General features: G+C 67.2%; 26 protein-coding genes. 14 read left to right on the top strand and 12 right to left on the bottom strand.

The genetic code is table 11. The features are described from left to right. Positions 1-42 precede the first annotated feature (42 nt). From E5A74_RS07985 to tatC, 3 genes are all read left to right on the top strand, one after another. Positions 43-282 carry a twin-arginine translocase TatA/TatE family subunit gene (locus tag E5A74_RS07985; protein WP_135983701.1) on the top strand — a complete coding sequence of 80 codons (240 nt, stop codon included), beginning with the start codon at positions 43-45 and terminating at the stop codon, positions 280-282. A gap of 61 nt (positions 283-343) precedes the next feature. Next, positions 344-766, top strand: a complete 423-nt coding sequence (gene tatB / locus E5A74_RS07980; protein WP_135983700.1) for a Sec-independent protein translocase protein TatB — start codon at positions 344-346, stop codon at positions 764-766. Then, entirely contained in the window at positions 763-1539 is a 777-nt protein-coding gene (tatC, locus tag E5A74_RS07975; protein ID WP_135983699.1) for a twin-arginine translocase subunit TatC, read from the top strand. The genes tatB and tatC overlap by 4 nt, the downstream gene beginning before the upstream one ends. Positions 1540-1595: 56 nt before the next feature. Here tatC and E5A74_RS07970 read toward each other — a convergent pair whose 3' ends face one another. From E5A74_RS07970 to E5A74_RS07960, 3 genes are all read right to left on the bottom strand, one after another. Beyond that, the gene (locus E5A74_RS07970; RefSeq protein WP_135983698.1) at positions 1596-1730 is read right to left on the bottom strand and encodes an entericidin A/B family lipoprotein; all 135 of its coding nucleotides are present in this window, start codon (positions 1728-1730) and stop codon (positions 1596-1598) included. Between the two features lie 268 nt (positions 1731-1998). Continuing rightward, positions 1999-3576 (bottom strand): sensor histidine kinase, encoded by a 1578-nt coding sequence (locus E5A74_RS07965; protein ID WP_240699721.1) that lies wholly within the window; start codon positions 3574-3576, stop codon positions 1999-2001. Positions 3577-3585: 9 nt separating this feature from the next. Continuing rightward, positions 3586-3918, bottom strand: coding sequence for a NepR family anti-sigma factor (locus E5A74_RS07960; RefSeq protein WP_135983697.1), 333 nt, complete (start codon positions 3916-3918; stop codon positions 3586-3588). 110 nt (positions 3919-4028) lie between these two features. Here E5A74_RS07960 and E5A74_RS07955 point away from each other — a divergent pair, with 110 nt between their 5' ends. From E5A74_RS07955 to E5A74_RS07950, 3 genes are all read left to right on the top strand, one after another. Continuing rightward, the gene (locus tag E5A74_RS07955) at positions 4029-4832 is read left to right on the top strand and encodes a response regulator (RefSeq protein ID WP_135983696.1); all 804 of its coding nucleotides are present in this window, start codon (positions 4029-4031) and stop codon (positions 4830-4832) included. Positions 4833-4894: 62 nt separating this feature from the next. Next, positions 4895-5032, top strand: a complete 138-nt coding sequence (locus E5A74_RS20880; RefSeq protein WP_166745688.1) for a hypothetical protein — start codon at positions 4895-4897, stop codon at positions 5030-5032. 95 nt (positions 5033-5127) lie between these two features. Then, positions 5128-5778 (top strand): sigma-70 family RNA polymerase sigma factor, encoded by a 651-nt coding sequence (locus tag E5A74_RS07950; protein WP_135983695.1) that lies wholly within the window; start codon positions 5128-5130, stop codon positions 5776-5778. A gap of 54 nt (positions 5779-5832) precedes the next feature. On the opposite strand, the gene E5A74_RS07945 is transcribed toward E5A74_RS07950, so the two are convergent. Next, positions 5833-6012, bottom strand: coding sequence for a hypothetical protein (locus E5A74_RS07945; protein WP_135983694.1), 180 nt, complete (start codon positions 6010-6012; stop codon positions 5833-5835). An 85-nt stretch (positions 6013-6097) separates the two neighbouring features. Between E5A74_RS07945 and E5A74_RS07940 the strand changes: the two genes are divergently transcribed. The 4 genes from E5A74_RS07940 to E5A74_RS07925 all read left to right on the top strand — a co-directional run bounded on the left by E5A74_RS07940 (position 6098) and on the right by E5A74_RS07925 (position 11346). Then, complete coding sequence (locus E5A74_RS07940) at positions 6098-8773, top strand: bifunctional [glutamine synthetase] adenylyltransferase/[glutamine synthetase]-adenylyl-L-tyrosine phosphorylase (protein ID WP_135983693.1); 2676 nt, start codon at positions 6098-6100, stop codon at positions 8771-8773. A 12-nt stretch (positions 8774-8785) separates the two neighbouring features. Then, positions 8786-9247: a peroxiredoxin gene (locus E5A74_RS07935; protein ID WP_135983692.1), complete on the top strand. Its 462-nt coding sequence runs from the start codon at positions 8786-8788 to the stop codon at positions 9245-9247. Continuing rightward, on the top strand, positions 9244-10041 hold the full coding sequence (locus E5A74_RS07930; protein ID WP_240699720.1) for a ferritin-like domain-containing protein: 798 nt from the start codon (positions 9244-9246) through the stop codon (positions 10039-10041). Before E5A74_RS07935 ends, E5A74_RS07930 begins: the two co-directional genes overlap by 4 nt. A gap of 120 nt (positions 10042-10161) precedes the next feature. After that, the gene (locus tag E5A74_RS07925) at positions 10162-11346 is read left to right on the top strand and encodes a M23 family metallopeptidase (protein WP_135983690.1); all 1185 of its coding nucleotides are present in this window, start codon (positions 10162-10164) and stop codon (positions 11344-11346) included. A 57-nt stretch (positions 11347-11403) separates the two neighbouring features. On the opposite strand, the gene E5A74_RS07920 is transcribed toward E5A74_RS07925, so the two are convergent. From E5A74_RS07920 to E5A74_RS07910, 3 genes are all read right to left on the bottom strand, one after another. Beyond that, entirely contained in the window at positions 11404-12060 is a 657-nt protein-coding gene (locus E5A74_RS07920; RefSeq protein WP_135983689.1) for a PilZ domain-containing protein, read from the bottom strand. A gap of 159 nt (positions 12061-12219) precedes the next feature. Continuing rightward, positions 12220-12768 carry a hypothetical protein gene (locus E5A74_RS07915; protein ID WP_166745687.1) on the bottom strand — a complete coding sequence of 183 codons (549 nt, stop codon included), beginning with the start codon at positions 12766-12768 and terminating at the stop codon, positions 12220-12222. A 99-nt stretch (positions 12769-12867) separates the two neighbouring features. Further along, positions 12868-14127: a methyl-accepting chemotaxis protein gene (locus E5A74_RS07910; RefSeq protein ID WP_135983688.1), complete on the bottom strand. Its 1260-nt coding sequence runs from the start codon at positions 14125-14127 to the stop codon at positions 12868-12870. A gap of 101 nt (positions 14128-14228) precedes the next feature. Between E5A74_RS07910 and erpA the strand changes: the two genes are divergently transcribed. From erpA to E5A74_RS07895, 3 genes are all read left to right on the top strand, one after another. Then, positions 14229-14570: an iron-sulfur cluster insertion protein ErpA gene (gene erpA, locus E5A74_RS07905; RefSeq protein WP_135983687.1), complete on the top strand. Its 342-nt coding sequence runs from the start codon at positions 14229-14231 to the stop codon at positions 14568-14570. A gap of 52 nt (positions 14571-14622) precedes the next feature. Further along, positions 14623-15393, top strand: a complete 771-nt coding sequence (xth, locus tag E5A74_RS07900) for an exodeoxyribonuclease III (protein ID WP_135983686.1) — start codon at positions 14623-14625, stop codon at positions 15391-15393. 278 nt (positions 15394-15671) lie between these two features. Beyond that, on the top strand, positions 15672-15959 hold the full coding sequence (locus E5A74_RS07895) for a hypothetical protein (RefSeq protein ID WP_135983685.1): 288 nt from the start codon (positions 15672-15674) through the stop codon (positions 15957-15959). 48 nt (positions 15960-16007) lie between these two features. On the opposite strand, the gene E5A74_RS07890 is transcribed toward E5A74_RS07895, so the two are convergent. Next, entirely contained in the window at positions 16008-17159 is a 1152-nt protein-coding gene (locus E5A74_RS07890; RefSeq protein WP_135983684.1) for an N-acetyltransferase, read from the bottom strand. A 133-nt stretch (positions 17160-17292) separates the two neighbouring features. On the opposite strand from E5A74_RS07890, the gene E5A74_RS07885 reads away from it, so the two are divergent. Further along, positions 17293-18396: a fatty acid desaturase family protein gene (locus tag E5A74_RS07885; RefSeq protein ID WP_135983683.1), complete on the top strand. Its 1104-nt coding sequence runs from the start codon at positions 17293-17295 to the stop codon at positions 18394-18396. A 390-nt stretch (positions 18397-18786) separates the two neighbouring features. Here E5A74_RS07885 and E5A74_RS21435 read toward each other — a convergent pair whose 3' ends face one another. The 4 genes from E5A74_RS21435 to lptF are packed head-to-tail and all read right to left on the bottom strand — an operon-like array spanning position 18787 to position 22168. Then, complete coding sequence (locus tag E5A74_RS21435; RefSeq protein ID WP_166745686.1) at positions 18787-19227, bottom strand: OmpA family protein; 441 nt, start codon at positions 19225-19227, stop codon at positions 18787-18789. Positions 19228-19248: 21 nt separating this feature from the next. Continuing rightward, positions 19249-19866, bottom strand: coding sequence for a DNA-3-methyladenine glycosylase I (locus tag E5A74_RS07875; RefSeq protein WP_135983681.1), 618 nt, complete (start codon positions 19864-19866; stop codon positions 19249-19251). Positions 19867-19871: 5 nt separating this feature from the next. Next, positions 19872-20969: an LPS export ABC transporter permease LptG gene (gene lptG, locus E5A74_RS07870; protein ID WP_135983680.1), complete on the bottom strand. Its 1098-nt coding sequence runs from the start codon at positions 20967-20969 to the stop codon at positions 19872-19874. Beyond that, positions 20966-22168 (bottom strand): LPS export ABC transporter permease LptF, encoded by a 1203-nt coding sequence (lptF, locus tag E5A74_RS07865; protein ID WP_206365802.1) that lies wholly within the window; start codon positions 22166-22168, stop codon positions 20966-20968. The genes lptG and lptF overlap by 4 nt, the downstream gene beginning before the upstream one ends. Positions 22169-22265: the final 97 nt, after the last annotated feature.

Here is a 22265-nt window from a genome sequence, read left to right as displayed (position 1 = left end):
GCGCGCCGCGCCTAGATAGACCCCGATACGAGGAGATTTCCCATGGGTAGCATGAGCCTGATGCACTGGCTGATCGTCGGTGTGCTCGTCATTTTGTTGTTCGGCGGCAGCCGCTTCTCCAACATGATGGGTGACGTCGCCAAGGGCATCAAGCAGTTCAAGAAGGGGATGGCCGAGGACGACGACGACAAGCCGGCGCCGACCCGCATCGAGGGCAAGCCGACCCCGACGCCCGATGCGAGCTTCCAGACCGAAGCCGAGCGTACCCGCGAAGAGCGCTGAGTCCGATTCCTTCCACCATTGACCCGCGCGCCGGCAGCGGCGCGCCCCGAGGCAGTGCCGAATGTTAGACGTAGCGCCGCAGGAGTTGCTGGTTGTCGCCATCGTGGCGCTGCTGGTGATCGGGCCCAAGGACCTGCCCAAGGCGATGCGTTTCGTCGGCAAATGGGTGGGCAAGGCACGCGCGGTGGCGCGCCAGTTCCGCTCGGGGATCGACACGATGATCCGCGAATCGGAACTCGCCGAGCTCGAGAAGCAATGGGCGGCGGAGAATGAGCGGATCATGCGCGAGCATCCGCCAACGCCGTCGCTGCCCGCGCCGCAGCCCGAGCATTTCGCATCCGACGAGATCGCGGCCGACGCCGCGCCGGTGATGGTCGAGCAGCCCGCGCTTCTGCCGGAGGATGCCGCGGCCGAGCCGGCTCCGGCCAAGCCGAAGCGCACCCGCAAGCCCAAGGTCGCAACGCCGGACGAGCCGCAATCGTGAGAGACATCGACGACACCCAAGCACCGCTGCTCGAACATCTGATCGAGCTCCGGCGCCGGCTTCTCTGGTCGCTGGCGGCGCTCGTCGTGGCGTTCGCGGGCTGCCTCTACTTCGCCCGGACGATCTTCGCGCTGCTCGTCGCGCCGCTCAAGGCGGCGGGGCAGGAGACGATCATCAACACGCAGGTGTTCGGCGGCTTCCTCGTCGAGATCAAGATCGCCTTTTTCGCGGCGCTGATGCTGGCTTTCCCGGTGATCGCCAACCAGCTGTGGCAATTCGTCGCGCCCGGGCTCTACCGCAAGGAGAAGCGGGCGCTGCTGCCCTTCCTGCTGGCGACGCCGGTGCTGTTCATCGCCGGCGCCTGCATGGCCTATTTCGTCGCGATTCCGGTCGCGCTCAAATTCCTGCTGAGCTTCCAGGGCCAGCTCGGCGATACCGGGGTCAACCAGCAGGCGCTGCCCGATGTGAACGACTATCTGAAGTTCGTGATGCAGTTCATCTTCGGCTTCGGCATCTCGTTCCTGCTGCCGGTGCTGTTGATGCTGCTCGAGCATGCCGGGATCGTCACCTTTGAGCAATTGAAGGGCGCGTGGCGCTATGCGGTGGTCGGGGCATTCGCGCTGTCGGCGGTGCTGACGCCGCCCGATGTCGGCTCGCAGCTGCTGCTCGCAGTGCCGCTGGTAGCGCTGTATTTTCTCGCGCTGATCGCGATCTGGTTCACGCGGCGGCGGCGCGAGCGGGCCGCCGAGAGCGAAAGCGAAACCGTGGCCTGATACGAAAAACCCCTCCCGCAAGGGGAGGGGCATTCGTGCAAAACCTTGCTGACGGCCTATTTGGCGTCGTCGGCGGTCTTGGCGACGGTGTCACCCGCCGAGGAAACGTCGCGGCCGACACCTTCGACGGTGTTGCAGGCCGAGACGAGGATCGCACCGGCAAGCGCGGCACAGGTGAAAATCTTGCGCATTGAAACTCTCCAGCTTGTGGCGGGGGAAAAATGCCCGGGCATCCGGAATCGTTCCGCGACAGGCATGAAGCCGCCGCGGAAGCGGTTCGGAAATTCGCTGATGTCAGAAAGTGTTAGGCCCGGAAGCGTCACCGGGGGGGGGAGGGTTGACGCTTCCGGGCCCATGTCTTGGATAGCGAGAGCGGGGGGGCAAAAGGTCACTATCCGAAGAGCAGAACGTGCATCCTGGTACCGGGTTCCCACGGCTCCCGCATTTTTCGAAAAAATTTCAGGGACGCCCGGTAATCGCGATCGACGCCTCATAAGCTCCGACCAGCGGGTCGTGATGCAGGCGGGTGCGCAACTGGCGGGCGAGCCCGGCGATCACGCGGCCATAGCGCCCTTCGAGCAGCGCCACGAGCTCGGCGCTTTCGACGAGCGCAGGCGAATTGACGCGCAGAATCGCGCGCTCGCCCGATTCGGGATCGCCCTTGATCGAGATGCGGACATGCGTCGTCGGATTGCAGTTCACCGCGAGCTCGACGAGCTCGGTGATCAGGAAAGCGACTGCGATCGCCACGTCCTGATTGACCAGCAGCGGCTCGATCTCGAGCGTGATGCCGAGCCCCGCCGCGCGCTCCGGGGCGGTGGCGCGGATATTGGCGGCGAGCTCACCGATCACCGAGCGCAGCTCGAGCCCGCGATTCTCCTCAAGCTCGGCATAATGATGCCGATGGACCACCGCGAGCGCGTCGACGCGCCGCTGGATCGAGGCATAGGCTTCGGTCGCCTCGCCGCTCTTCGCGCCGCGCGCGTGGAAATTGATCAGGCTCGAGATCACCTGGAGGTTGTTCTTCACGCGGTGATGGACCTCGCGGGTCAGCCGGGTCTGGCGCACCAGGCCCTCGGCGAGATCTGCCTCGTGCAGCTGGACGGTGCGGGTGATCTGCTGGAAGGTGTCGCCGAGCTCGCGGATCTCCTGCGCGGGCATCGCGCCGAAACGCTTCATGTCGAGGACCTCGCCGGGCCGATAATTGCCCACGCTGGTCCGCAACCGGCGCAGCGGGCGGATGAGCAGGCGATCGACGACGAACCAGCCGATCGCCGCCGCCGCGATCCACATCAGCACCAGCAGCACCGTGGCGATGATCAGCGGCGAGGTGATCGGCGCGCCGGGCGTCGACATTTCGAGCGCGACATTGTCGAGCGAGAGCTCGCTGCGCACGGTCTCGCGGCGACCGAGCGGGCTCTCGCCGCCGCCGAGATGGCGCAGGACGAGATGTTCGTCCCCGCGGACCAGCGCAGCGCCATAGTCGGGGACGAAGCCGCTCGGGCGGGCGAGCGCCGCCAGCGCCGATACCGGATACCATGCGGTAGCCGTCATCCCCATCGCGCCGGCAAGGCGGATCGCCATCCCGTCGTCGAGGAACATGACCCGCATCTCGGCGGGATGGGGCGACGCCGCGCTGGCGGGAAGCGAGAAGCGTTGCCCGCACAGGATGCGTCCCTGCGGGTCGGCGATGGCGAAGCGGACATTGCCTTGCGCCGCGAAGCTGCCCGCGAGCTGGGTGCAGCTCGGCGCGTCGTGCGGGTTCTGCTCAAGCGCGGCGAGCGCCCGGGTCATCTGGCTCACCTGATTGCCGAGGGCGTTGTCGACGACGCCCGAGCTCTCCGCGGCGATCGCGCGCAGCCGCGCGCGCGCCTCGGTATCCGCGGTGCGGGTGGTCTGAAGCGTGGTGAACAGCGCGATCAGCGCGAGCGGAAGCAGGGCGCCGACGAGGATCAGGAAGACTTTCGCCCCGGTGGGCATGCGCGCCAGCGCCGCCGCGGGACCCCTCGCACGCGGCTCCAGATCCGTGCTCTCCATCTACTTTGGCTAGTCGAGCTTCTTCAGCAGGTCGAGCAAATCATCGGGCACGGCTTCGCGAACAGCCTCGTTATAGGCCTGGCGCAGCGCATCGCCCAAATTGCGGTTGGGTTTGCTGCTCTCCGTCCCGCCTTGTGGCTTTGGCGGCCTCTTTGTTTCATCCTTAGCGGAACGCACCAATTCCCCCCGTGAGGACCCGATCGTCCGGGACCCGGACTGTGAAATACGCATGAGCACCCATTGCCCGATTAACGTCATGACGCCGGAGCGCAAGCGCTCCCGTGGCGCGTCGTGCACCACGGGATTGGTCGATGAAACCAAATAGCGCGTCGATTGTTCCACAGGCGATGCGAAATCCGGGGAGGGGCTCCTTCGGAAAGCAGAAGTGATTGCAATACCAGCGTCGGGGCGCGAGAAAGCGGCCCGCGCACTCGAAGGAGAAGAATTCCCTTATGTCGCTTGGACAGCAACTCGCGCCGCACCTTCCTCTGCTCCGCCGTTACGCACGCGCGCTCACCGGCAGCCAGGCCGAGGGCGATCGCTATGTGCGCGCGGCGCTCGAAGCCATTGTGGCGGCGCCCGATCAGTTCCCGCGCGAGGTCGATCCCCGGCTGGGTCTCTACCGGACCTTCCAAGCGATCTGGCAGTCGACGCATCTCGAGGAAGAAGACATCATCGAAGATAGCGGCAACGAGGCCGAGATGATCGCCCGCAAGCGGCTTTCGCGCCTGACCCCGCTCTCGCGCCAGGCGCTGCTGTTGACCACGGTCGAGGGTTTCAGCATCGAGGATGCCGGCTATCTGATCGAGGAGGAGCCGGGTCAGGTCTCGACGCTCGTCGCCGAGGCCGTCGCCGAAATCGAGCGCCAGACGCGCACCCGCGTGATGATCATCGAGGACGAGCCGCTGATCGCTATGGATCTCGAGCAGATCGTCCGCGACCTTGGCCATGAGGTCACCGGCGTCGCGGTCACCCGCGACGAGGCGGTGGCGCTGGCGATGGAAGATCGCCCGGGCCTCGTGCTCGCCGACATCCAGCTCGCCGACGACAGCTCGGGCATCGACGCGGTGAAGGACATCCTCGCCGAATTCAGCGTCCCGGTGATCTTCATCACCGCCTTCCCCGAGCGGCTGCTCACCGGCGAGCGGCCCGAGCCGACCTTCCTGATCACCAAGCCGTTCCAGCGCGAGACGGTGAAGACCACGATCAGCCAGGCGCTGTTCTTCGATCAGGCCACGGTGCCCGCCGCGGCGTGAAAAAATCGGCGCGGGTTCCACCCGATACGGAGCCAAAACGGTTTTGACGGGTTGAGTGGGGCATGGCTGAGAACAACGAACCCATCCATGTCTCCACCGACGAGGCCCGCGCCGGCGCCACGCCGCACATGACGCGCTATGTGCTGGGCTTCGGCCTGGCGCTGGTGGTCATCGCCTTCGCCATCATCCTTTGGTTCTGATTTCCGGAGCCGATCCGAAAATGCTGGCAATCGCGTCCGCGCCGCCTATCTCCAATCAGCGCCCTAATCCGGCACGTGCAATTGAGCGGGATCGAATGACTGAGTCCGAACAGCCTGACGATCGCGACGAGGTGGAAGCGCCGCGTGAGCACGTCGCGCTCTCCGATCCCGAGTTCAAGAAGCAACTCGCGACGGTGATCCCGCATTTGCGCGCCTTCGGGCGATCGCTTTCGGGCAGCCGCGACCTCGCCGATGATCTCGTCCAGGAAACCCTGCTCAAGGCGTGGGCGGCGCGCCAGCGCTTCCAGGCGGGCACCAACATGCGTGCCTGGACCTTCATCATCCTGCGCAATCTCTATCTCTCGCAGATGCGCCGCGCGCGCTTCAAGGGCGAGTGGGACGATCTGGTCGCCGACCGGCTGCTTGCCGCGCCGGCGAGCCAGGATCGGCACGTCGAACTGAACGACATGCAGCGCGCCTTGCTCCATCTGCCGCAGCCGCAGCGCGAGGCGCTGATCCTCGTCGGCGCGGGCGGCTTCGCCTATGAAGAGGCAGCCGAGATCTGCAACGTTGCGGTCGGCACGATCAAGAGCCGCGTCGCGCGCGGGCGCGTCGCGCTCGAGGCGCTGCTGACCGAGGGGCAATTGCCTTCGCGTCGCGAAAGCCTCCCCAATCCGGGTGGCAAGAGCGCGCTCGACACGATCATGGGCGAAGTCGACGATCTCAGCCGCGAGCGGCAGGAATAGCATTTCTTCATTTGTTTCGAGCTTGCCGGGCCGTGCGCGGAAACGCGCGCGGCCTCAGTGCGGCAGGATCTGGTTCAGCCTGCGCAGCAGCGCCGCCATGTCTTCGGGCAGTCCCGATTCGCGATCGAATGCGTCGCGGAGCGACACGGCGATCGCGTCGCTGGCGCGGGGCCGTTCGACACGGTAAGCGCAGCTCTGGGCCTCGGGGGCGGAAAAGGATGACGTGCGGGTCACGGGATAAAAACGTCCTGAATTCACATTTGTTGCTTGACAATTGTAAATGTGTTGTTCTCGCCCCGTATCGACAAGGGGTATCCGTATGAATTCCGGTGACTTGTCGACCGCGGTGGACGTCGCCCGGCGTCATGCGCCCTTCCTCGCAATGCTGCTCGATCGCGAGTCGCAGCTGCTCGAAAATCTCGACGGGGCGCTCGCCGACCCGCTTGCGACTGCGCGGATGCTCGACGAGGACCTTCCCGTATCGCGACGCCTGCGTCTCGAGCGCCGGCGTCTGGCGCTGCTCGTCGCGTTGGGCGATCTCTCGGGGCGGTTCGACCTGACCCGTGTCACGCATCTGCTGAGCGATTTCGCCGACGATGCGCTCGATCGCGCGATCCGCGCCGCGATCCGCGAGCGGACGCCCGATGCCGAGCCGCAGGGTTTCGCCGCAATCGCGCTGGGCAAGCTGGGCAGTCGCGAGCTCAATTATTCGTCCGACATCGACCCGATCCTGATCTTCGATCCCGCAACCTTGCCGTGCCGTCCGCGCGAGGCAGTCGAGGAGGCGGCGGTACGGATCGGGCGGCGCGTGATCGAACTGCTCCAGTCGCGCGACGCCGACGGCTATGTGATGCGCGTCGATCTTCGGCTGCGGCCGTCGCCCGAAGTCACGCCGATCGCGCTGCCGGTCGAGGCGGCGATCTCCTATTACGAATCGCAGGCGCTGCCGTGGGAGCGCGCGGCGTTCATCCGGACGCGCGCCTGCGCCGGCGACCGCGCGCTGGGCGAGCATTTCCTCGCGGCGATCCGCCCGTTCGTGTGGCGGCGCGCGGTCGATTACGGGACGATCCGCGAGATCCGCGACATCTCGCGTCGGATCCGCGACCATTATGCGCAGGCGCAGGCGTTCGGGCCGGGATATGATCTCAAGCGCGGCCGTGGCGGCATCCGCGAGATCGAGTTCTTCGCGCAGATCCATCAGCTCATCCATGGCGGGCGCGATCCCGAGCTGCGCGTGCCGGCGACGCGCGACGCGCTGGCGGCGCTGGCCGGGGCGGGGCGAATCGACCCGGAAGATGCCGCGGCGCTGACCGCTGCCTATGTCGAGTTCCGCACCGTCGAGCATCGGCTGCAGATGGTCGACGATCTCCAGACGCATATGCTGCCGGCGGGCGCGGAGGCGCTCGACAATGTCGCGGCGCTGCACGGGCTGGACGATGGCGCGGCGCTGATCGCGCGGCTGCGGCCGCATGTCGAGCGGGTCGGGCGCGTCTATGACGGGCTCGCCGGCGAGGAGGAGCCGCGGCTGCCGGCCGATCCCGCGACGCTCGAGGCCCGGCTCAAGGAGCTCGGATTCGATCATCCCGCGGGCGCGCTCAGGATCGTCGAGGGCTGGCGCGGCGGGGGCTATCCGGCGCTGCGCAGCCCGCAGGCGCGCGAGGCGCTCGAGGCGCTGCTGCCGGGGCTGATCGACGCCTTCGCGCAGGCGCCGGACAGCACCCACGCGATCACGCGCTTCGACGCGATGCTCTCGCGATTGCCGAGCGCGATCAACTTCTTCCGCCTGCTCGAGGCGCAGCCCGGGCTGCGCCAGCTGATGAGCGCGATCCTGTGCCACGCGCCGACCCTCGCCGAACAGCTCGGCCGCCGCGCGGAACTGCTCGACGGGCTGATCGACGCGAGCGCGCTCGAGCCGGTCGCCGAGGTGCCGGAGCTGATCGACGCGATGGCGGCGCGCGAGCGCGGCGCGGACTATCAATGGCAGCTCGAGCATGTCCGGCGGCTGGTCGGCGAGAAACGTTTTGCGCTCGGCGCGCAGATCGTCGCGGGGGCGAGCGATCCGATCGAGGTATCCTATGGCTATGCGCGGATCGCCGAGGCGGCGATCGAGGTGCTGGCCGCGGCCACCATCGCCGAGTTCGAGCGCGCGCATGGCCGGGTGCCCGGCAGCGAGCTGGTGATCCTCGCGCTCGGCCGGATGGGCGGGCAGGCGCTCACCCACGCCTCGGATCTCGACCTCGTCTATCTGTTCACCGGCGACTATGCCGCCGAATCCGACGGCGCGAAGCCGTTGGGCGCGGTGACCTATTACAACCGCCTGGCCCAGCGCGTGACCGCGGCGCTCTCGGTGCCCACCGCGGCGGGGCCGCTCTACGACGTCGACACGCGGCTGCGGCCCTCGGGGGCGCAGGGGCCGCTGGTCGTGTCGCTCGATGCCTTCGAGCGCTATCAGCGCGAGGACGCCTGGACCTGGGAGCATATGGCGCTCACCCGGGCACGGCCGATCTTCGGCTCGTCGGAGGCGCGCGGCGCGGTGCAGGCGATCGTCGACGCGGTGCTGAACGGGGCGCGGCCCGAACGCGACATCCTCGCCGATGCGGTGAAGATGCGCGACGAGATGGCTGCGCACAAACCCCCGGCGGGGCCGCTCGACGCCAAGCTGCTGCCAGGCGGACTGGTCGACCTCGAATTCGCGGTGCACGTGCTCCAGCTGCGTCACAAGACCGCTTTCACCCCGCGGCTGCGCGAGGCGATCCGATTGCTGGCCGAGCAGGGGCTGATGTCCGCGACGATGATCGAGGCGCATGCGCTGCTCTCGCGGCTGCTGGTGACCTTGCGGCTGGTCGCCCCCGACGCGCAGCCGCCCGGCGAGACGACGCAGGCGCTGATCGCGCGCGCGATGGGGCTCGCTTCGTGGGACGCGGTGGTTGCCTCGCTCGAACGAACCCGGCAGGAGGTCGCCGACTGCTGGGCGGCGATCCGCGCCGGTGGCTGACGGAGACGTGCCATGATCGAGCCCGGAGACGCGCTTCCCGCGCTGACGCTGGAAGGGAGCGACGGACGTATTGCGCTGGCGGAGCGCGGCGGACCGCTGCTGCTCTATTTCTATCCCAAGGACGACACCGCCGGCTGCACCCGCGAGGCGCAGGACTTCTCGGCGCTGCTGCCGCAGTTCGCAGCGCTCGGCGTCGAACTTCTCGGCGTGTCGAAGGACAGTGCCGCAAAGCATCGTAAATTCACCGAAAAATACGATCTCAGCGTGCCGCTCGCCACCGATGACGGGACGGTGATGGAAGCGTTCGGGGTGTGGATCGAGAAGCAGCTCTACGGGCGCCGCTACATGGGCATCGACCGCTCGACCTTCCTGTTCGACGGCGAGGGCAAGCTGTTCCGCGCATGGCGCAAGGTGCGCGTGCCCGGTCACGCGGAGGCAGTGCTCGCCGCGGCGAAGGAGATGCTCGGCAAGTGAGGCGCAGCGTCGCCGAGGCGGCGCGGGCGGTGCTCGACGCCGATGCGCCACTAGCCAAGATCAAGGCGGCGCGCGCGGCCGCGCGTGACTGGCGGCTGGGGCGGCTCGACCATCGTTTCGACGTGGCGATGCCCGATCGCCCGGCGCGGCCCGACCGGCCCGAGCTGCTGCCGCCCAACCGGATGCCCAAGCGCGGCAAGGGCGGATCCGAACGCGGCCGCGTCGCGCTGATCCACGCGCTGGCGCATATCGAGTTCGCGGCGATCGACCTCGCCTTCGATGCGGTGGGGCGGTTCGGCGGACAATTTCCGCGCAGCTTCACCGATGATTGGATGCAGGTCGGCGCCGACGAGGCGATGCATTTCGCGCTGCTCGACCGCCGATTGAAGCAACTCGGCAGCCACTACGGCGCGATGCCCTCGCATGACGGATTGTGGGACGCCGCCGCCGCGACCGCGCATGATTCGCTGGCGCGGCTGGCGGTGGTGCCGATGGTGCTGGAGGCGCGGGGGCTCGACGTAACCCCTTCGACGATCGAGCGATTTCAGATGGTGGGCGACGTCGCTACGGCGAAGATACTGACCCGGATCCTGACCGACGAAGTGCGTCATGTCCGGGCCGGCACCCGGTGGTTCGAATCAGCCTGTCGTGAACAAAATATTAACCCGGAAACGACGTGGCACAGCCTTGTTCGCACCTATTTTCGCGGGCTGATTAAACCTCCATTCAACGACTCGGCGCGCGAGTCAGCCGGTCTGACGCGTGGTTACTACGCAGCGCTTGCGGTTCCCTGATTTCTCTGGCCAAAACCCAACCGTCCAGACGCGGAGGGGCTGCAACTGGATCGTTGGAATTTTTGTAAGCCGATCACCGGGTCGCATCGGTGCGCGCTTGCCTTGGACCGCCGGGGACTCATGGCTAACGTTTCGAACGACAAAAATGCGAACCTGGCCGAACGGTTCCGTCAATTTTTCACCACCCGTGATTTTATTTTCCACGACGGCCGCGATCTGCGCCGTTTCAGCATTGCCGGCCGCACCCAGGCGCTTCTCGCCGGTGCCGCGGCGATCACCGTGCTTTTCTCGGGCTATGGCGTGTCGCAGGCGATGGCCGGCGCGATTGCCGTCAGCGGCGTGAACGCGGCGCCCGGTTCGCCCGAGGCGCAGGTCGCCCAGATGCGCGCGCAGGTCGCGAAGATGCAGGCCGAAGTCGCCGCCGCCAAGCAGGCCGCGAAGCTCCAGGCGACGCGCGTCGAGCAGCGCCAGGCGCTGATCTCCGCGGTGCTCAACGGCAAGGTCGATCCGGTCGCGCTCGACGGCGCCGTCGCCGCGCCTGCGCCGAAGACCAGCGCCGTCGCCGACGAGATGCTCGCGCCGCTGCGTCAGGTCGAGCAGCGCCAGGCGGCGCTCGCCGGCAAGGCCCGCCTCGCGGGCGAAGCGCGCTATCAGCAGACCGCCAGCCATTTCCGCCGCCTCGGCCTCGCGCCCGAGCGTTTCGTCAAGGGCGGTATGGGCGGCCCGTACGAGCCGATGGACGACAATAACGAAGGCACCGCCGGTTCGGATTCGGCCGAGAGCGCCGATGCGCAGTTCCGCGCGCTGTTCCTGACCTGGAAGAAGCTCGACGCGCTCGAGCAGACGGTGATCTCGATCCCGTCGATGCAGCCGGTCGACAAGCTCCAGTTCACCTCGAGCTTCGGCGTCCGCTCGGATCCGTTCCGCGGCACTGCCGCGATGCACGCCGGCGTCGATATCCCCGGCACGATCGGCACGCCGATCTACGCCACCGCCGACGGCGTGATCAGCCATGCCGGTCGCCAGGGCGGCTATGGCAATCTCGTGCAGATCAACCATGGCCGCGGCATCGAGACCCGCTACGGCCATCTCTCGAAGATCCTCGTCGCCGACAACACCCGCGTGCGTCGCGGGCAGATGATCGGCCTGATGGGCTCGACCGGTCGCTCGACCGGCAGCCACCTCCATTATGAAGTCCGTGTCGACGGCAAGGCGGTCAATCCGATCCCCTTCCTCCAGACCGGCGAATATTTGACCGCGGTCCAGAACCGCGCGCAGGGCGGCGTCGGCGGTCCCGCGAAGTAAGAGGCAGGAGAGGAGTGCCGGGGCACTGACCCCGGCACCGCCTTTTCGGCGAAACTTCTAGAAAATCGGCTTTCGCAGCAGGCGCTCGCGCAGATCCTGCATCGCGATCGCCTGCGCCGCGCCGGCGCGATCGGGCGCGGCCAGCACGCTGCCGAGATGCGCGAGCACCTGGCTGGCGCGGTCGAGATTCTGCAGCACCCGCGAATGGCGCTGGAGCATCACCGGATCCTCGACCAGCTCCTCGCCGAGCGCGTCGATCAGCCGCTGGACATAGACGATCTCTTCCGAGATGCGCTGCTCGAGCTCGCCCGGGCGCAAGGCCCCGCCGGCGCCCGGCGCGGGTTCGGAGGGAAGCATCGCGCCACTGCGGACCGCGCTCTGGATCGCGTCCACCCGCGCCTGACCCTGCTGGCCGTTGAAGGTCGCCGCGCGCTTGCCGGTCACCCATTCGTCGACCGATGCCGCGACATTGTCGAAGCAGATCCCGCAGCGCCCGGCTTCGCGCCAGACGACCTTGGCGGCGACCTGAATGTCGGCGCGCAGCAGCACCAGCGCCGCGCCGGCCCCGGGAAGCGCCGCGCCGTCGAGCATCGCGCCGGTCTCGGAAAGATTGCGGATGCGCACCGGCGCGCGCGAGCCGGCTGATTCGATCGTCGCGGCGAGCATCAGGTTCTTGCGCGGCATCCGCTCGCGCTGGTGCAGGGCCTCGCTCACGACGCGGTGCCGCCTCCGAAGCTCCTGCCACGCGCGCGCGGACGAGCACGGCGCCGGAGCGCCGCGGACGGAGCGTCGCGCATGGTTACCTCGAAATCCATCCTTTCATTGTATCACGCCTGACGCGGCAAACACCTCTTCTTGAATGAAAATCTCACCTCAGACGGCCGCTCTGCGGAACAATCCGGCCGAGAGCAGCCAGAGCCCGCCGAACACGCCGGTGCCCAGCACGACCTCGTAGAGTCCGGCATAGCCGGGCGAGCCGAGCCCCGCCGCGAGCGCCACGATGCCGACCAGCAGCTGCGCCGCCGCGGTGGCGAGCATCGCCCGCGCCATGCCTGCAGGGCGGAAATCGGCGACGAAGGCGCCGGCGAGCGCGATGGCGAGCACGCCCACGAACATCAGATTGGCGGGATTGTCCTCGTCGCCGAGAACGCCGACCGCGCCATTGACCCACAGCAGCAGAAAGGCGGCGACGACCGCGACCCCGGCGCCGGCGCGATAGGTGCGATCACCGGAGGCGCGCGCCGCGAGCTCGAGCAGCAGCCCGGCACCGCCGAGCAGCAAAGCCATCACCCCATAGTCCGATCCGCTCCAGGGCGCGCCGACGAGCAAGGGGAGCAGCAGCACGGTTCCCGCCGCGCCCCAGCCGAGGATCCGCCAGGGCGGGGTGCGCCGCATGCCGCCATCGCTGTCGATCACTGCCATCGCTCTGCTCCCCTGCCTCGAATGCGAGGCACGGCGTGTCACGGGTCACGGCTGGCAATCATGAGCAAAAGCTGAGCTTTCGCCGAAAAGGGGAGGTGCTCAGGCGCGGGCGCGCAGAAAGCGATCGGATCCGGCCTCGAGATGCTCGATGAGCTGGCGCACCTGGCCGAAGGTGCTGCTCACTTCGCCGACGGCATTGCCCAGCGCGCGGGTGTTGCTGTCGACCGCGAGGATGTTGTCGGCCATCTGCCGCGCGGTGAGGGCGGTCTCGTCGACCGCCGAGACGATCACATTGACCTGGACGTGCTGCTCCTCGATCGTCGCCTGGATGCGATCGGCCTGCTGGCGCACCTCGTCGAGCCCCGATTCGATCGCGCTGTTGGCGCTGACCACCTGCTCGGTCGCGGCGCGGATGCCGTCGATCTTGCCCGAGATCTCGTTGGCGGCGCGCGCGGTCTGCTCGGCGAGCGACTTCACTTCCTGCGCGACGACGCCGAAGCCGCGCCCGGCATCGCCGGCGCGGGCGGCCTCGATCGTGGCGTTGAGCGCGAGCAGCTTGGTCTGGCTGGAGATGTCACGGATCCAGTCGAGGATCGAGCCGATTTCCTGCGCATGGGTCGCGAGATTTTCCGAGAGATCGAGCGTGCGGCGCGCATCGGCAGCGGCGCTGGCGGTGCCGAGCGCGGCGCGGCCTGCCTCATCGGCCATGCTCGCGATCACCGACGACATCGCGGCGGCGGTGCTCGCCGCGGCGCTCATCGCCTCGGCCGATTGCTCGGCGGCGGTGACCAGCTCGCCGGTTCCTGCGGAGGCTGCGGCGATCGCGCGCTCGGCGCCGTCGCCGGTCGCGCTCACTTCGACGGCGGCTTCGGCGATCCGGCTGACGGTGTGGGCGATCTCGGTGCGGAACTGCTGCTCCGCGCCGGCGCGTTCCTCGGCAATCTCCTCGAGCCGGCGCTCGTTGGTGATGTCGTCATAGGTGAGCACCGCGCCGCGCCCGGGACGCGGGCGGAACGACACGCGGACGATGCCGCCGCCGTCGAGCCGGTGCTCGACGGTGCGATCCCGCCCTTCGACCTTCCATGCGCGGTGATTCTCGAGGATCCGCGCGGTGCGCTCGGCATCCCAGCCGACAGCACGGCCGCACGCGTGGAGGAAGTCACTCAGGCTGTCGCCTGGTTTCACGGCGCCGTGCGGCATGCCGAACAGCCTGTGCAGCCGCTCGTTGACGAGCTGGACGGTCTCGTCCTCGTCGAAGAGGATGAGGCCGTTGCTCGCGCAGCGCAGTGCCTGGTCGAGCAAATCACGGGTGAGATCGTGCGAATCGTGCAAGGCGGTGTTCATTCGGAGCGCGGCCATCCTGTCGCGCCTCTCGCTAGCCGGTCATGGTAAACATCTTGTTATCCGCGGCGCGCCCGCGCCGCATTGCCTCGCAGAGCGCGCGCCACTATCTCCAGCGCATGGCCACGCTGACCCAGCCAGACATCGCGCTCACGCCCGCCGCCGCGGCGCGCGTGGCGACGATCGCCGCGAAGCAATCGAAGCCGGCGATCCTGCGGCTCTCGGTCGAGGGCGGGGGCTGTTCGGGCTTCCAGTACAAGTTCGGCATGGCCGAGGCCGTGGAAGGCGACGACAGCGTCGTCGAGACCGATGGCGTTCGGCTGGTGGTCGATTCGATCAGCCTCGATCTCGTGCGCGGTGCCCAGGTCGACTTCGTCGACAATCTCGGCGGGGCGCATTTCGCGGTGACCAATCCCAACGCGGCCTCGGGCTGCGGCTGCGGCACTAGCTTCTCGGTCTGACGCGCCGGCGGTAGCGCTGGCGCTGCGTCGCGCGCGCCGCTAACCAGCGGGCATGAAGATCGTCAGCTACAACGTCAACGGGATCAAGGCGCGCATGGAGCGCCTGCTCGAATATCTCGACGAGCAGAAGCCCGATCTGGTCTGCCTGCAGGAGCTCAAGGGCGCGGACGAGACGCTGCCGGTCGGCGACATCGAGAAGGCCGGTTATGGCGCCGTCTGGCACGGGCAGAAGGGCTTCAACGGCGTCGCGGTGCTCGCGCGCGGGCAGCAGCCGGTCGAGCGCCAGCGCGGGCTCGCGGGCGATCCCGAGGACGCGCACAGCCGCTATATCGAGGTCGAGGTCGGCGATCTGGTGATCGCTTCGATCTATCTGCCCAACGGCAATCCGCAGCCGGGGCCCAAGTTCGACTACAAGCTCAAATGGATGGACCGGCTCGCCGATCGCGCGCAGGCGCTGCTCGCCGAGGAGCGGCCGGTGGTGCTCGCCGGCGATTATAACGTCATCCCCCATGACGACGACACCTTCTCGGTCCGCGCGATGGCGAGCGACGCGCTGATGCAGCCGGAATCGCGCCAGCGTTATCGCAGCCTGCTCGCCCAGGGCTGGACCGACGCGCTGCGGACTCGCTTCCCCGCCGGCGGGATCTGGACCTTCTGGGACTATCAGGCTGGCTGCTGGCAGCGCGATGCCGGGTTCCGCATCGACCATCTCCTGCTCAGCCCGCAGGCGGCCGACCGGTTGACCGGGGCGGGCGTCGACAAGGAGTATCGCGGGCGGGAAAAGGCCAGCGATCACGCCCCGACCTGGGTGACGCTGCGCTGAGGCGCGGCGCGCGACGCGATCAATCGACCCCTGACGACACCGAGACGCATGGCCGCGTCCGGTTCCGGACAATGGCCGGTGTCCCTTTTCGGACAGTCGGCGGCATTAACCGCCAATTCTTGGCGCGTATTGCTGTGTTCTGGCGGTGACTTGGAAGTGTAATACAGCCAAGTATTTGAAATCCCACATAACTCAAAACTGGCACGGGCGATGCAATGCTTCCGATGCAGGCGGCACGAGGGAGCGCCTGGTGTCTGAAGTAAGAGGAGTCAGGGATAATGTTCAGCAATCGCACCACCGGCCGCATCTCGAGCGCCGCCGTCGCCTTCGTCGCCGCCGCCGTCCTCGTCGCCGGTGCCACGGCGCCCGCCTATGCCGCCGCGCCCGATCCGACCACCGATACGCCCAAGGCCTCGGCCAAGGCGGGTGGCAAGGAGCGCCGCTACTGCGTCAAGCCGCAGACCAGCACGGGCACGATCTTCACTGCCAAAACCTGCATGACCCGCGATCAGTGGATCGCCAAGACCGGCGTCGATCCGCTGGCCGCCGACGCGGACAAGAAGTAAGCAAGACCGTCCGCGGCGCGCAACCCCTGCGCGCCGCGGTCCGGCCGCTCAGAGCGGCTTCTGGTAGATCAGATATTCGCGGTTGATCCGGCTTTCGATCGCATCGGCGATGGCAATCATTCCCTGATTGTCGTCGAGAATCCAGCCAATCTCGCCGCGCTTCGCGCCATAATTGGGCACCGCCGCGCGGCGGATATATTCGATCATCATGAAAGCGAGCTGGCTCGCCATGCGCGAGCTCTGCAGCCTTTTGACCACGCCCATCAGCGGCACGCGCATCGTGTAGGCCTTGGGCCTGCGCAGCCAGAGCAGCAGCTTGGCCCAGCCGAACGGCAGCAGCTTGCCCTTGAGCGGCTTCAGCGGCTCGTTGAGATCGGGCAGCGTGACCATGAACGCCACCGGCTCGCCGTCGAGCTCGGCGATCATGATCAGGTCCTCGAACACGAGCGGCTTCAATTTCTTGCCGACATCGTCGATCTCGGGCTGGGTCAGCGGCACGAACCCCCAATTGTCCGACCATGCATCGTTGAGGATCGCGAGGATGATCGCGGCTTCCTCGTCGAAGCGCTTCTTGTTGACCTTGCGGATCTTGATGCGGGCATTCTTCTCGCCCGCCGCCACGATGCGCTGGATCAGCGGCGGAAAGCCCTGCGCGATGTCGAGGTCGTAGGTGATCAGCTTCTTGGCCTCGGTATAGCCCAGCGCCTCGATCCAGCCCTGATAGCGGGCGGGGTGGTGGCCCATCAGCACGGTCGGCGAATGGTCATGGCCCTTGACCAGCAGACCGGGCTCTTCCCAGATCGACAGGCTGACCGGACCGAGCGCGCGGGTCATGCCCTTGTCGCGCAGCCATGCCTCGGCCGCGGCGATCACCGCGGCGGCGACCTCGGCGTCCTCGGCCTCGAACAGGCCCCAGAAGCCGGTGCCGGGGCCGAAGCCCTGCTCGGGCGGCATTTCGAGCGCGAGCCGATCGATGTGCGCCGAGATGCGCCCGACCACCTTGCCGTTGCGCTCGGCGAGGAAGAGCTGCGCCTCGGCATGGCTGAACCAGCCATTCTTCTTCGGATCGATCGTCGCCTTCACTTCGTCGCGCAGCGGCGCGACCCAATGCGGGTCATCGCCGTTCAGGCGATAGGCGAGTTCGACGAAAGCATTGATATCCGCCTTCGAGTGGATCGGGCGGACGGCGAGTTCGGACATGAACGGGGACCTTCTGGAGAGTGCGCCGAAGTCCGGCCTCAGGGGGCTGCTTGTCAAGCACAACCTGCTGCGCCGCGGCATCCCCCTGTTGTTGCCCCGTTCTAGCCACTATCTAGAGGCAATGGACATGCCCATGAACAGTTCTATCGCACTGGATTTGCGCGAGGCGACGGCACCGGCCGCGCCGGCGACGCGCGCCGCGGCGGGGCGCATCGCCGACGACAAGGCGATGCTGCGCGCCGCCGCGGAGATCGCGCGCGACCTGCACAAGGCGCGCCCGCTGGTCTATTGGGCCGATACGCTCGCCTCGGTGGTGATCGGCTATGGCGCGCTCGCGCTGGCGATCATGCTGAGCTCGCCGGGCCTCGCGCTGCTCGCCGGGCTGGTGGCGGTGCTCGCGCTCTATCGCGCGGGCAGCTTCATCCACGAGATCACCCATATGAAGCACAGCAATGTGCCCGGCTATCGGCTTGGCTGGAACCTGCTCGTCGGCGTGCCGCTGATGGTGCCTTCGTTCATGTACGAGGGCGTCCACAACCTCCATCACGCCCGTACCCGCTACGGCACGGTCGAGGATCCCGAATATCTGCCGCTGGCGCTGATGAAGCCGTGGTCGCTGCCGCTGTTCGTGCTGATCGCCGCGCTGGCGCCGGTCGGGCTGCTGATCCGCTACGCGCTGCTCGCGCCGCTCTCGCTGGTCGTTCCGGCGCTGCGCAAGCCGGTGGTCGAGCGCTATTCGGGGCTGGTGATCAACCCGTCCTTCCGCCGCCGTCCCGCCGAGGGTGCCGCGCGGACCCAGTGGCTCTGGCAGGAAGCTGCGACCAGCGTCTGGGCGATCGCGCTGATCGGCCTGACGGTTGCCGGCATTATCCCGCTGCGCGCCTTCGCGATCTTCCTCGTCGTGATCGGCACGATCACGGTGATCAACCAGGTCCGCACGCTCGTCGCGCATCTTTGGGAGAATGAAGGCGAGGCGATGACGGTGACCGCGCAGTATCTCGACAGCGTCAACGTGCCGCCGCCGGCGCTGCTGCCCGCGCTCTGGGCGCCGGTGGGGCTTCGCTACCACGCGCTGCACCACTTGCTGCCGAGCGTGCCCTATCACAATCTCGGCATCGCCCATCGCCGCCTGACTGCGATGGTCGAGCAGGATTCGCCTTATCACAAGGCGAGCTACAAGGGCCTGCCCGGGCTGGTGAGCCAGCTGGCGAAGAGCACGATGGGCGTGCGGCGCTAGGCTTGCGGCGCCGGTGAACGATAGCGGGCCGGTCCCTCGCGGGGCCGGCCCGTTTGCTGTGGTGACGATCGCCATATCGCGCGCGTGTAGGACGCCCGAGCCGGCATCTTGTAGGGATTCGTCGACCTAGAGTCGCAAGAGTCGCGGTAGAACGACTCTCGAATTGCGCAGGTAGGAAATATTCTTGCGCAAATCGGTAGGAAACTCGACGGAGTCAAAGAGCGCGGAACGGCAGTTGCCGGGCCGGCGGCGAGCGGAGCAGGTGAACTCCTACATCGCAAGGGGACGGGCGTGGCCGGCGAGCGGCGCCGCGCGGAGACGCTGAAAAACGAGGCGCAACAAGCCGGCCTCCGGACGGATCCCGGCAGAAACAGCCTCAATCAACCGCCATCATGGTAGTACCGGTTTCCCCGGACCGTCCATCATCGAGTAGAAGATCTCCACACGACGATTCTGCCTTTCGCTGACACCAGGCGGCGTGACGACACGAGGTCGTCTCGCACCATAAGCTTTCGATCCAACGGCCTCGATGCGCCATCCATGCGTCTGCAAATAGCGCCAGATCGCGCTTGTACGTGTACTCGCAAGGCTGGGGCGCTCGCGCGTGTCGGTGTGCCCGACGAGCCATCCCATCGGCCACGAACATGCGCCCTCATTGGCTGCGACAACATAGTCCAGAGTATGTCGCGCTTCTCGCGACAGCTCGGCCGAGTCCGACTCGAAAAAGACTATGTAAGGCCCCGCCTGATGACAGTGCGGGGGCTCGTCTTGCTGCGGCGAGGACGCAGCCGAGCAGAGCAATGCCAGCAATGACAGGGACGTGCGTCGCATTGCTCGTTCGTCCATCCGGGTTCAGTCAGATGACACCGGCACCTTGAACGCGCGCCGCGCCCTGGCCGCCTGCTCGCGCATCACGCAGCCTTCGGCATGATCGTTGATCAGCCCCATCGCCTGCATGAAGGCGAAGACGGTGGTCGGGCCGACAAAGGCCCAGCCGCGCTTCTTGAGCTCCTTCGACAGCGCGATCGACGCGGGCGAGGTCGAGACGGTCTGCGGGGGCGCGAGGTCCCCGGGTTTCGGCTCGAAGCGCCAGATCCACGCGGCGAACGAGCCTTCCTGCCTTACCAGCTCCTGCAGCCGCTTCGCGTTGTTGATCACGGCGGCGATCTTGCCGCGATGGCGGACGATGCCGGCATCGCCGAGCAGCCGCGCGATATCGGCATCGGCGAAGGCAGCGACGCGCTCGGCATCGAAGCCGTGAAAGGCGGCGCGGAAATTCTCGCGCTTGGCGAGGATCGTGCGCCAGCTCAGCCCGGACTGGAAGCCTTCGAGGCAGAGCTTCTCGAACAGCCGGCGATCGTCGGCGACGGGGAAGCCCCATTCGCTGTCGTGATAGGGCAGGAACTCGGGCACGCCGGCACACCAGCGGCAGCGCGGCTGGCCGTCCGGGCCGGGAACCGTCGCGCCCATGCGCGCTACTCCTCGGTGCGGAGCAACACCGCTTCGCCGATCATCAGGAACAGCAGGAACGGCGCCCAGGCGGCGAGAAACGGCGGATAGGCGCCGAGATTGCCCATCGCGAGCGCGAAATTGTCGGCGACGAAATAGAGGAAGCCGAGCGCCATGCCGATCACGGCGCGGACGAACAGCTTGCCCGAGCGCGCGATGCCGAACGCGGCGACCGCGCCGAGCAACGGCATCAGCACCGAGGAGAGCGGCCCCGACAGCTTGTGCCACAGCGAACCTTCGAGCGCCTTGGTCGGGCGGCCGGCGACGCGCAGATCGTTGATCACCTCGCGCAGCGCGGCGAAGGACAGGCCATCGGCATTGATGTGGCTAAGAGTGAACTGATCGGGGCGCACGCCCTCGGCGATGCGCAGCGGCTGGAGATCGGCGAGGGTGCCCGCGGCGATGTCGAAGCGCTGGACGCCGTCGACCTTCCAGCCGGTGCCGTCACGCACGCCGTGCTTCGCCGTGAGGATCGAACGGAGCGACTGGCCGGTGCGTTCATAGACCGTCACGCCGTAGAGCTGCGCGGCGTCGCCGCGGCCACGGATCTGATCGACGACGATCAGATCGTCATTATCCTTCACCCACACATTGGCGCGATCGCCGCGATCGATGGGAAGCGGGCCATATTCGACCTTCTTCCATTGCTCGAGCGTAGCGGTCGCCCTGGCGACGATGCGATCGTTGAACGTGAAGGAGAGCGCGGCGACTCCCAGCGCGGTGAGGATCAGCGGCGCCAGCACCTGATGTGCCGAGAGACCCGATGCCTTCATCGCGATGACTTCGCTGTTCTGGTTGAGCTGCGACAGCGCGAGGATCGTGCCGAGCAGCACCGCGAAGGGCAGGAAGGTCGCGATCAGCTGGGGCGTGCGCAGCCCGACATAGCGCCAGACCTCTGCGTCGCCGTTGCCAGGATAGGCGATGATCTTGCTCGATTCGCTCAGCAGATCGAGCGACTGCAGGATGAGCACCAGCCCCGCCAGGATGGCGAAGGTGCGCACGAGGAACATCTTGCCCATGTAGAACGACATGGTCCGCGACGGGAAGAAGTTGACGAGGCTCATGCCGGGATCTCGGTGGTCTTGCGGCGGCGCCCGGGCAGGCGCTTGCGGATCGCGCTCCAGATCTTGGCGAAGCCCTTTTCGAGCGCGCCGATCGGCTGGCCGCCGGGAACATAGGCGACGGTGTAGTACATCCAGAACACCAGCCCCGCGAAGATCGAGAACGGCACCCAGAGCGCGATGATCGGATCGATCCCGCCGGCGCTGCCGATCGCCTGCGCATATTCGTTCACCTTGTGATAGGTGACGATCATCACGATCGACAGGAACACGCCGAGCGCCGAAGTCGAGCGTTTGGGCGGAATGCCGAGCGCCGCGGCGAGCATCGGCAGCAGGAACATCGACACGACCTCGGCGAGGCGGAAGTGGAACGCCGCGCGGCTGGTGTAGCGCTGGACCGGAGTCGATTCCGGGCTCTTCCCGAGCACCGCCAGCTCGGGGAGGGTGCGCTCGAGGCTCTTGTCGCCGCGCTTGCGGAACTGCTCATATTTGGGGAGCGGGATCGGCAGGTTGTGCGTGTCGAAGGTGAGCACCCGGGGTATCGGGGATCCCTGCGCCGTGTGGACCAACGTGCCCTTGGTCAGCCGGAAGATGATCGTGTTGGGATCGTCGGCGCGGAAGAACTGGCCCTTTTCGGCAGTGACCGCGATCGGCCCCTCCCGGGTGGTCATCCGCACGAAAATGCCCGAAAGGTCGCGCCCCTCGTTGGCGCTGCTCTCGATGCGCAGCGTCATCTGGGTGCCGAAGCTGGTGAACTCGCCCACCTTGATCGACGCGCCGAGCGCGCCCGAGCGCAGCTCGAAGCGAAGCTGCTCGTAATTGTAGCGCGCGCGCGGCTGGACATAGCCGACGATCGCGAGGTTGAGCAGCGCGAGCGCCACGGCATACATATAGGGCACGTAGAGCAAGCGGGTGTAGCTGATCCCCACCGCGCGCAGCACGTCGAGCTCGGACGAGGTCGCGAGGCGGCGAAACGCGAGCAGGCAGCCGAGCATCAGCCCGATCGGGATGCCGAGGCCGAGATATTCGGGAAGGAGATTGGCGAGCATCCGCCAGACCACGCTGACCGGGCCGCCTTCGGTCGCGACGAAATCGAACAGCCGCAGCATGCGATCGAGCACGAGCAGCATCGCCGAGATCAACAGCGTCGAGATCAGCGGCACCGCGATCAGCCGCGCCATGTAGCGATCGATCGATTTCATGCGCTGCGCCGGTTCGCCTTGCCTTTGTCCCGGCGCGAAGCGCGCCGCTCAGCTAAAGTAGAAGCCTATAGCGGTGGTTCCAGAGCGTGCCACCCCG

It is taken from the genome of Sphingomonas naasensis, assembly GCF_004792695.1.
In the GTDB taxonomy this organism is placed as follows: Bacteria; Pseudomonadota; Alphaproteobacteria; order Sphingomonadales; family Sphingomonadaceae; genus Sphingomonas; species Sphingomonas naasensis.
Note: the sequence above shows the minus strand (reverse complement) of the source record. Positions and strands in the feature narration are given on the sequence as shown.

What these genes read in the sequence shown, in the direction of transcription:
- lptG (WP_135983680.1), bottom strand. Translation starts at nt 20,969, where the DNA reads ATGAGCCTCGTCAACTTCTTCCCGTCGCGGACCATGTCGTTCTACATG.
- E5A74_RS07950 (WP_135983695.1), top strand. Translation starts at nt 5,128, where the DNA reads ATGACTGAGTCCGAACAGCCTGACGATCGCGACGAGGTGGAAGCGCCG.
- E5A74_RS21435 (WP_166745686.1), bottom strand. Translation starts at nt 19,227, where the DNA reads ATGCGACGCACGTCCCTGTCATTGCTGGCATTGCTCTGCTCGGCTGCG.
- E5A74_RS20880 (WP_166745688.1), top strand. Translation starts at nt 4,895, where the DNA reads ATGGCTGAGAACAACGAACCCATCCATGTCTCCACCGACGAGGCCCGC.
- E5A74_RS07885 (WP_135983683.1), top strand. Translation starts at nt 17,293, where the DNA reads ATGAACAGTTCTATCGCACTGGATTTGCGCGAGGCGACGGCACCGGCC.
- E5A74_RS07935 (WP_135983692.1), top strand. Translation starts at nt 8,786, where the DNA reads ATGATCGAGCCCGGAGACGCGCTTCCCGCGCTGACGCTGGAAGGGAGC.
- E5A74_RS07965 (WP_240699721.1), bottom strand. Translation starts at nt 3,576, where the DNA reads ATGGAGAGCACGGATCTGGAGCCGCGTGCGAGGGGTCCCGCGGCGGCG.
- E5A74_RS07985 (WP_135983701.1), top strand. Translation starts at nt 43, where the DNA reads ATGGGTAGCATGAGCCTGATGCACTGGCTGATCGTCGGTGTGCTCGTC.
- E5A74_RS07890 (WP_135983684.1), bottom strand. Translation starts at nt 17,159, where the DNA reads ATGTCCGAACTCGCCGTCCGCCCGATCCACTCGAAGGCGGATATCAAT.
- E5A74_RS07940 (WP_135983693.1), top strand. Translation starts at nt 6,098, where the DNA reads ATGAATTCCGGTGACTTGTCGACCGCGGTGGACGTCGCCCGGCGTCAT.
- erpA (WP_135983687.1), top strand. Translation starts at nt 14,229, where the DNA reads ATGGCCACGCTGACCCAGCCAGACATCGCGCTCACGCCCGCCGCCGCG.
- E5A74_RS07915 (WP_166745687.1), bottom strand. Translation starts at nt 12,768, where the DNA reads ATGGCAGTGATCGACAGCGATGGCGGCATGCGGCGCACCCCGCCCTGG.
- lptF (WP_206365802.1), bottom strand. Translation starts at nt 22,168, where the DNA reads ATGAAATCGATCGATCGCTACATGGCGCGGCTGATCGCGGTGCCGCTG.
- E5A74_RS07955 (WP_135983696.1), top strand. Translation starts at nt 4,029, where the DNA reads ATGTCGCTTGGACAGCAACTCGCGCCGCACCTTCCTCTGCTCCGCCGT.
- E5A74_RS07910 (WP_135983688.1), bottom strand. Translation starts at nt 14,127, where the DNA reads ATGGCCGCGCTCCGAATGAACACCGCCTTGCACGATTCGCACGATCTC.
- E5A74_RS07875 (WP_135983681.1), bottom strand. Translation starts at nt 19,866, where the DNA reads ATGGGCGCGACGGTTCCCGGCCCGGACGGCCAGCCGCGCTGCCGCTGG.
- E5A74_RS07970 (WP_135983698.1), bottom strand. Translation starts at nt 1,730, where the DNA reads ATGCGCAAGATTTTCACCTGTGCCGCGCTTGCCGGTGCGATCCTCGTC.
- tatB (WP_135983700.1), top strand. Translation starts at nt 344, where the DNA reads ATGTTAGACGTAGCGCCGCAGGAGTTGCTGGTTGTCGCCATCGTGGCG.
- xth (WP_135983686.1), top strand. Translation starts at nt 14,623, where the DNA reads ATGAAGATCGTCAGCTACAACGTCAACGGGATCAAGGCGCGCATGGAG.
- E5A74_RS07895 (WP_135983685.1), top strand. Translation starts at nt 15,672, where the DNA reads ATGTTCAGCAATCGCACCACCGGCCGCATCTCGAGCGCCGCCGTCGCC.
- E5A74_RS07925 (WP_135983690.1), top strand. Translation starts at nt 10,162, where the DNA reads ATGGCTAACGTTTCGAACGACAAAAATGCGAACCTGGCCGAACGGTTC.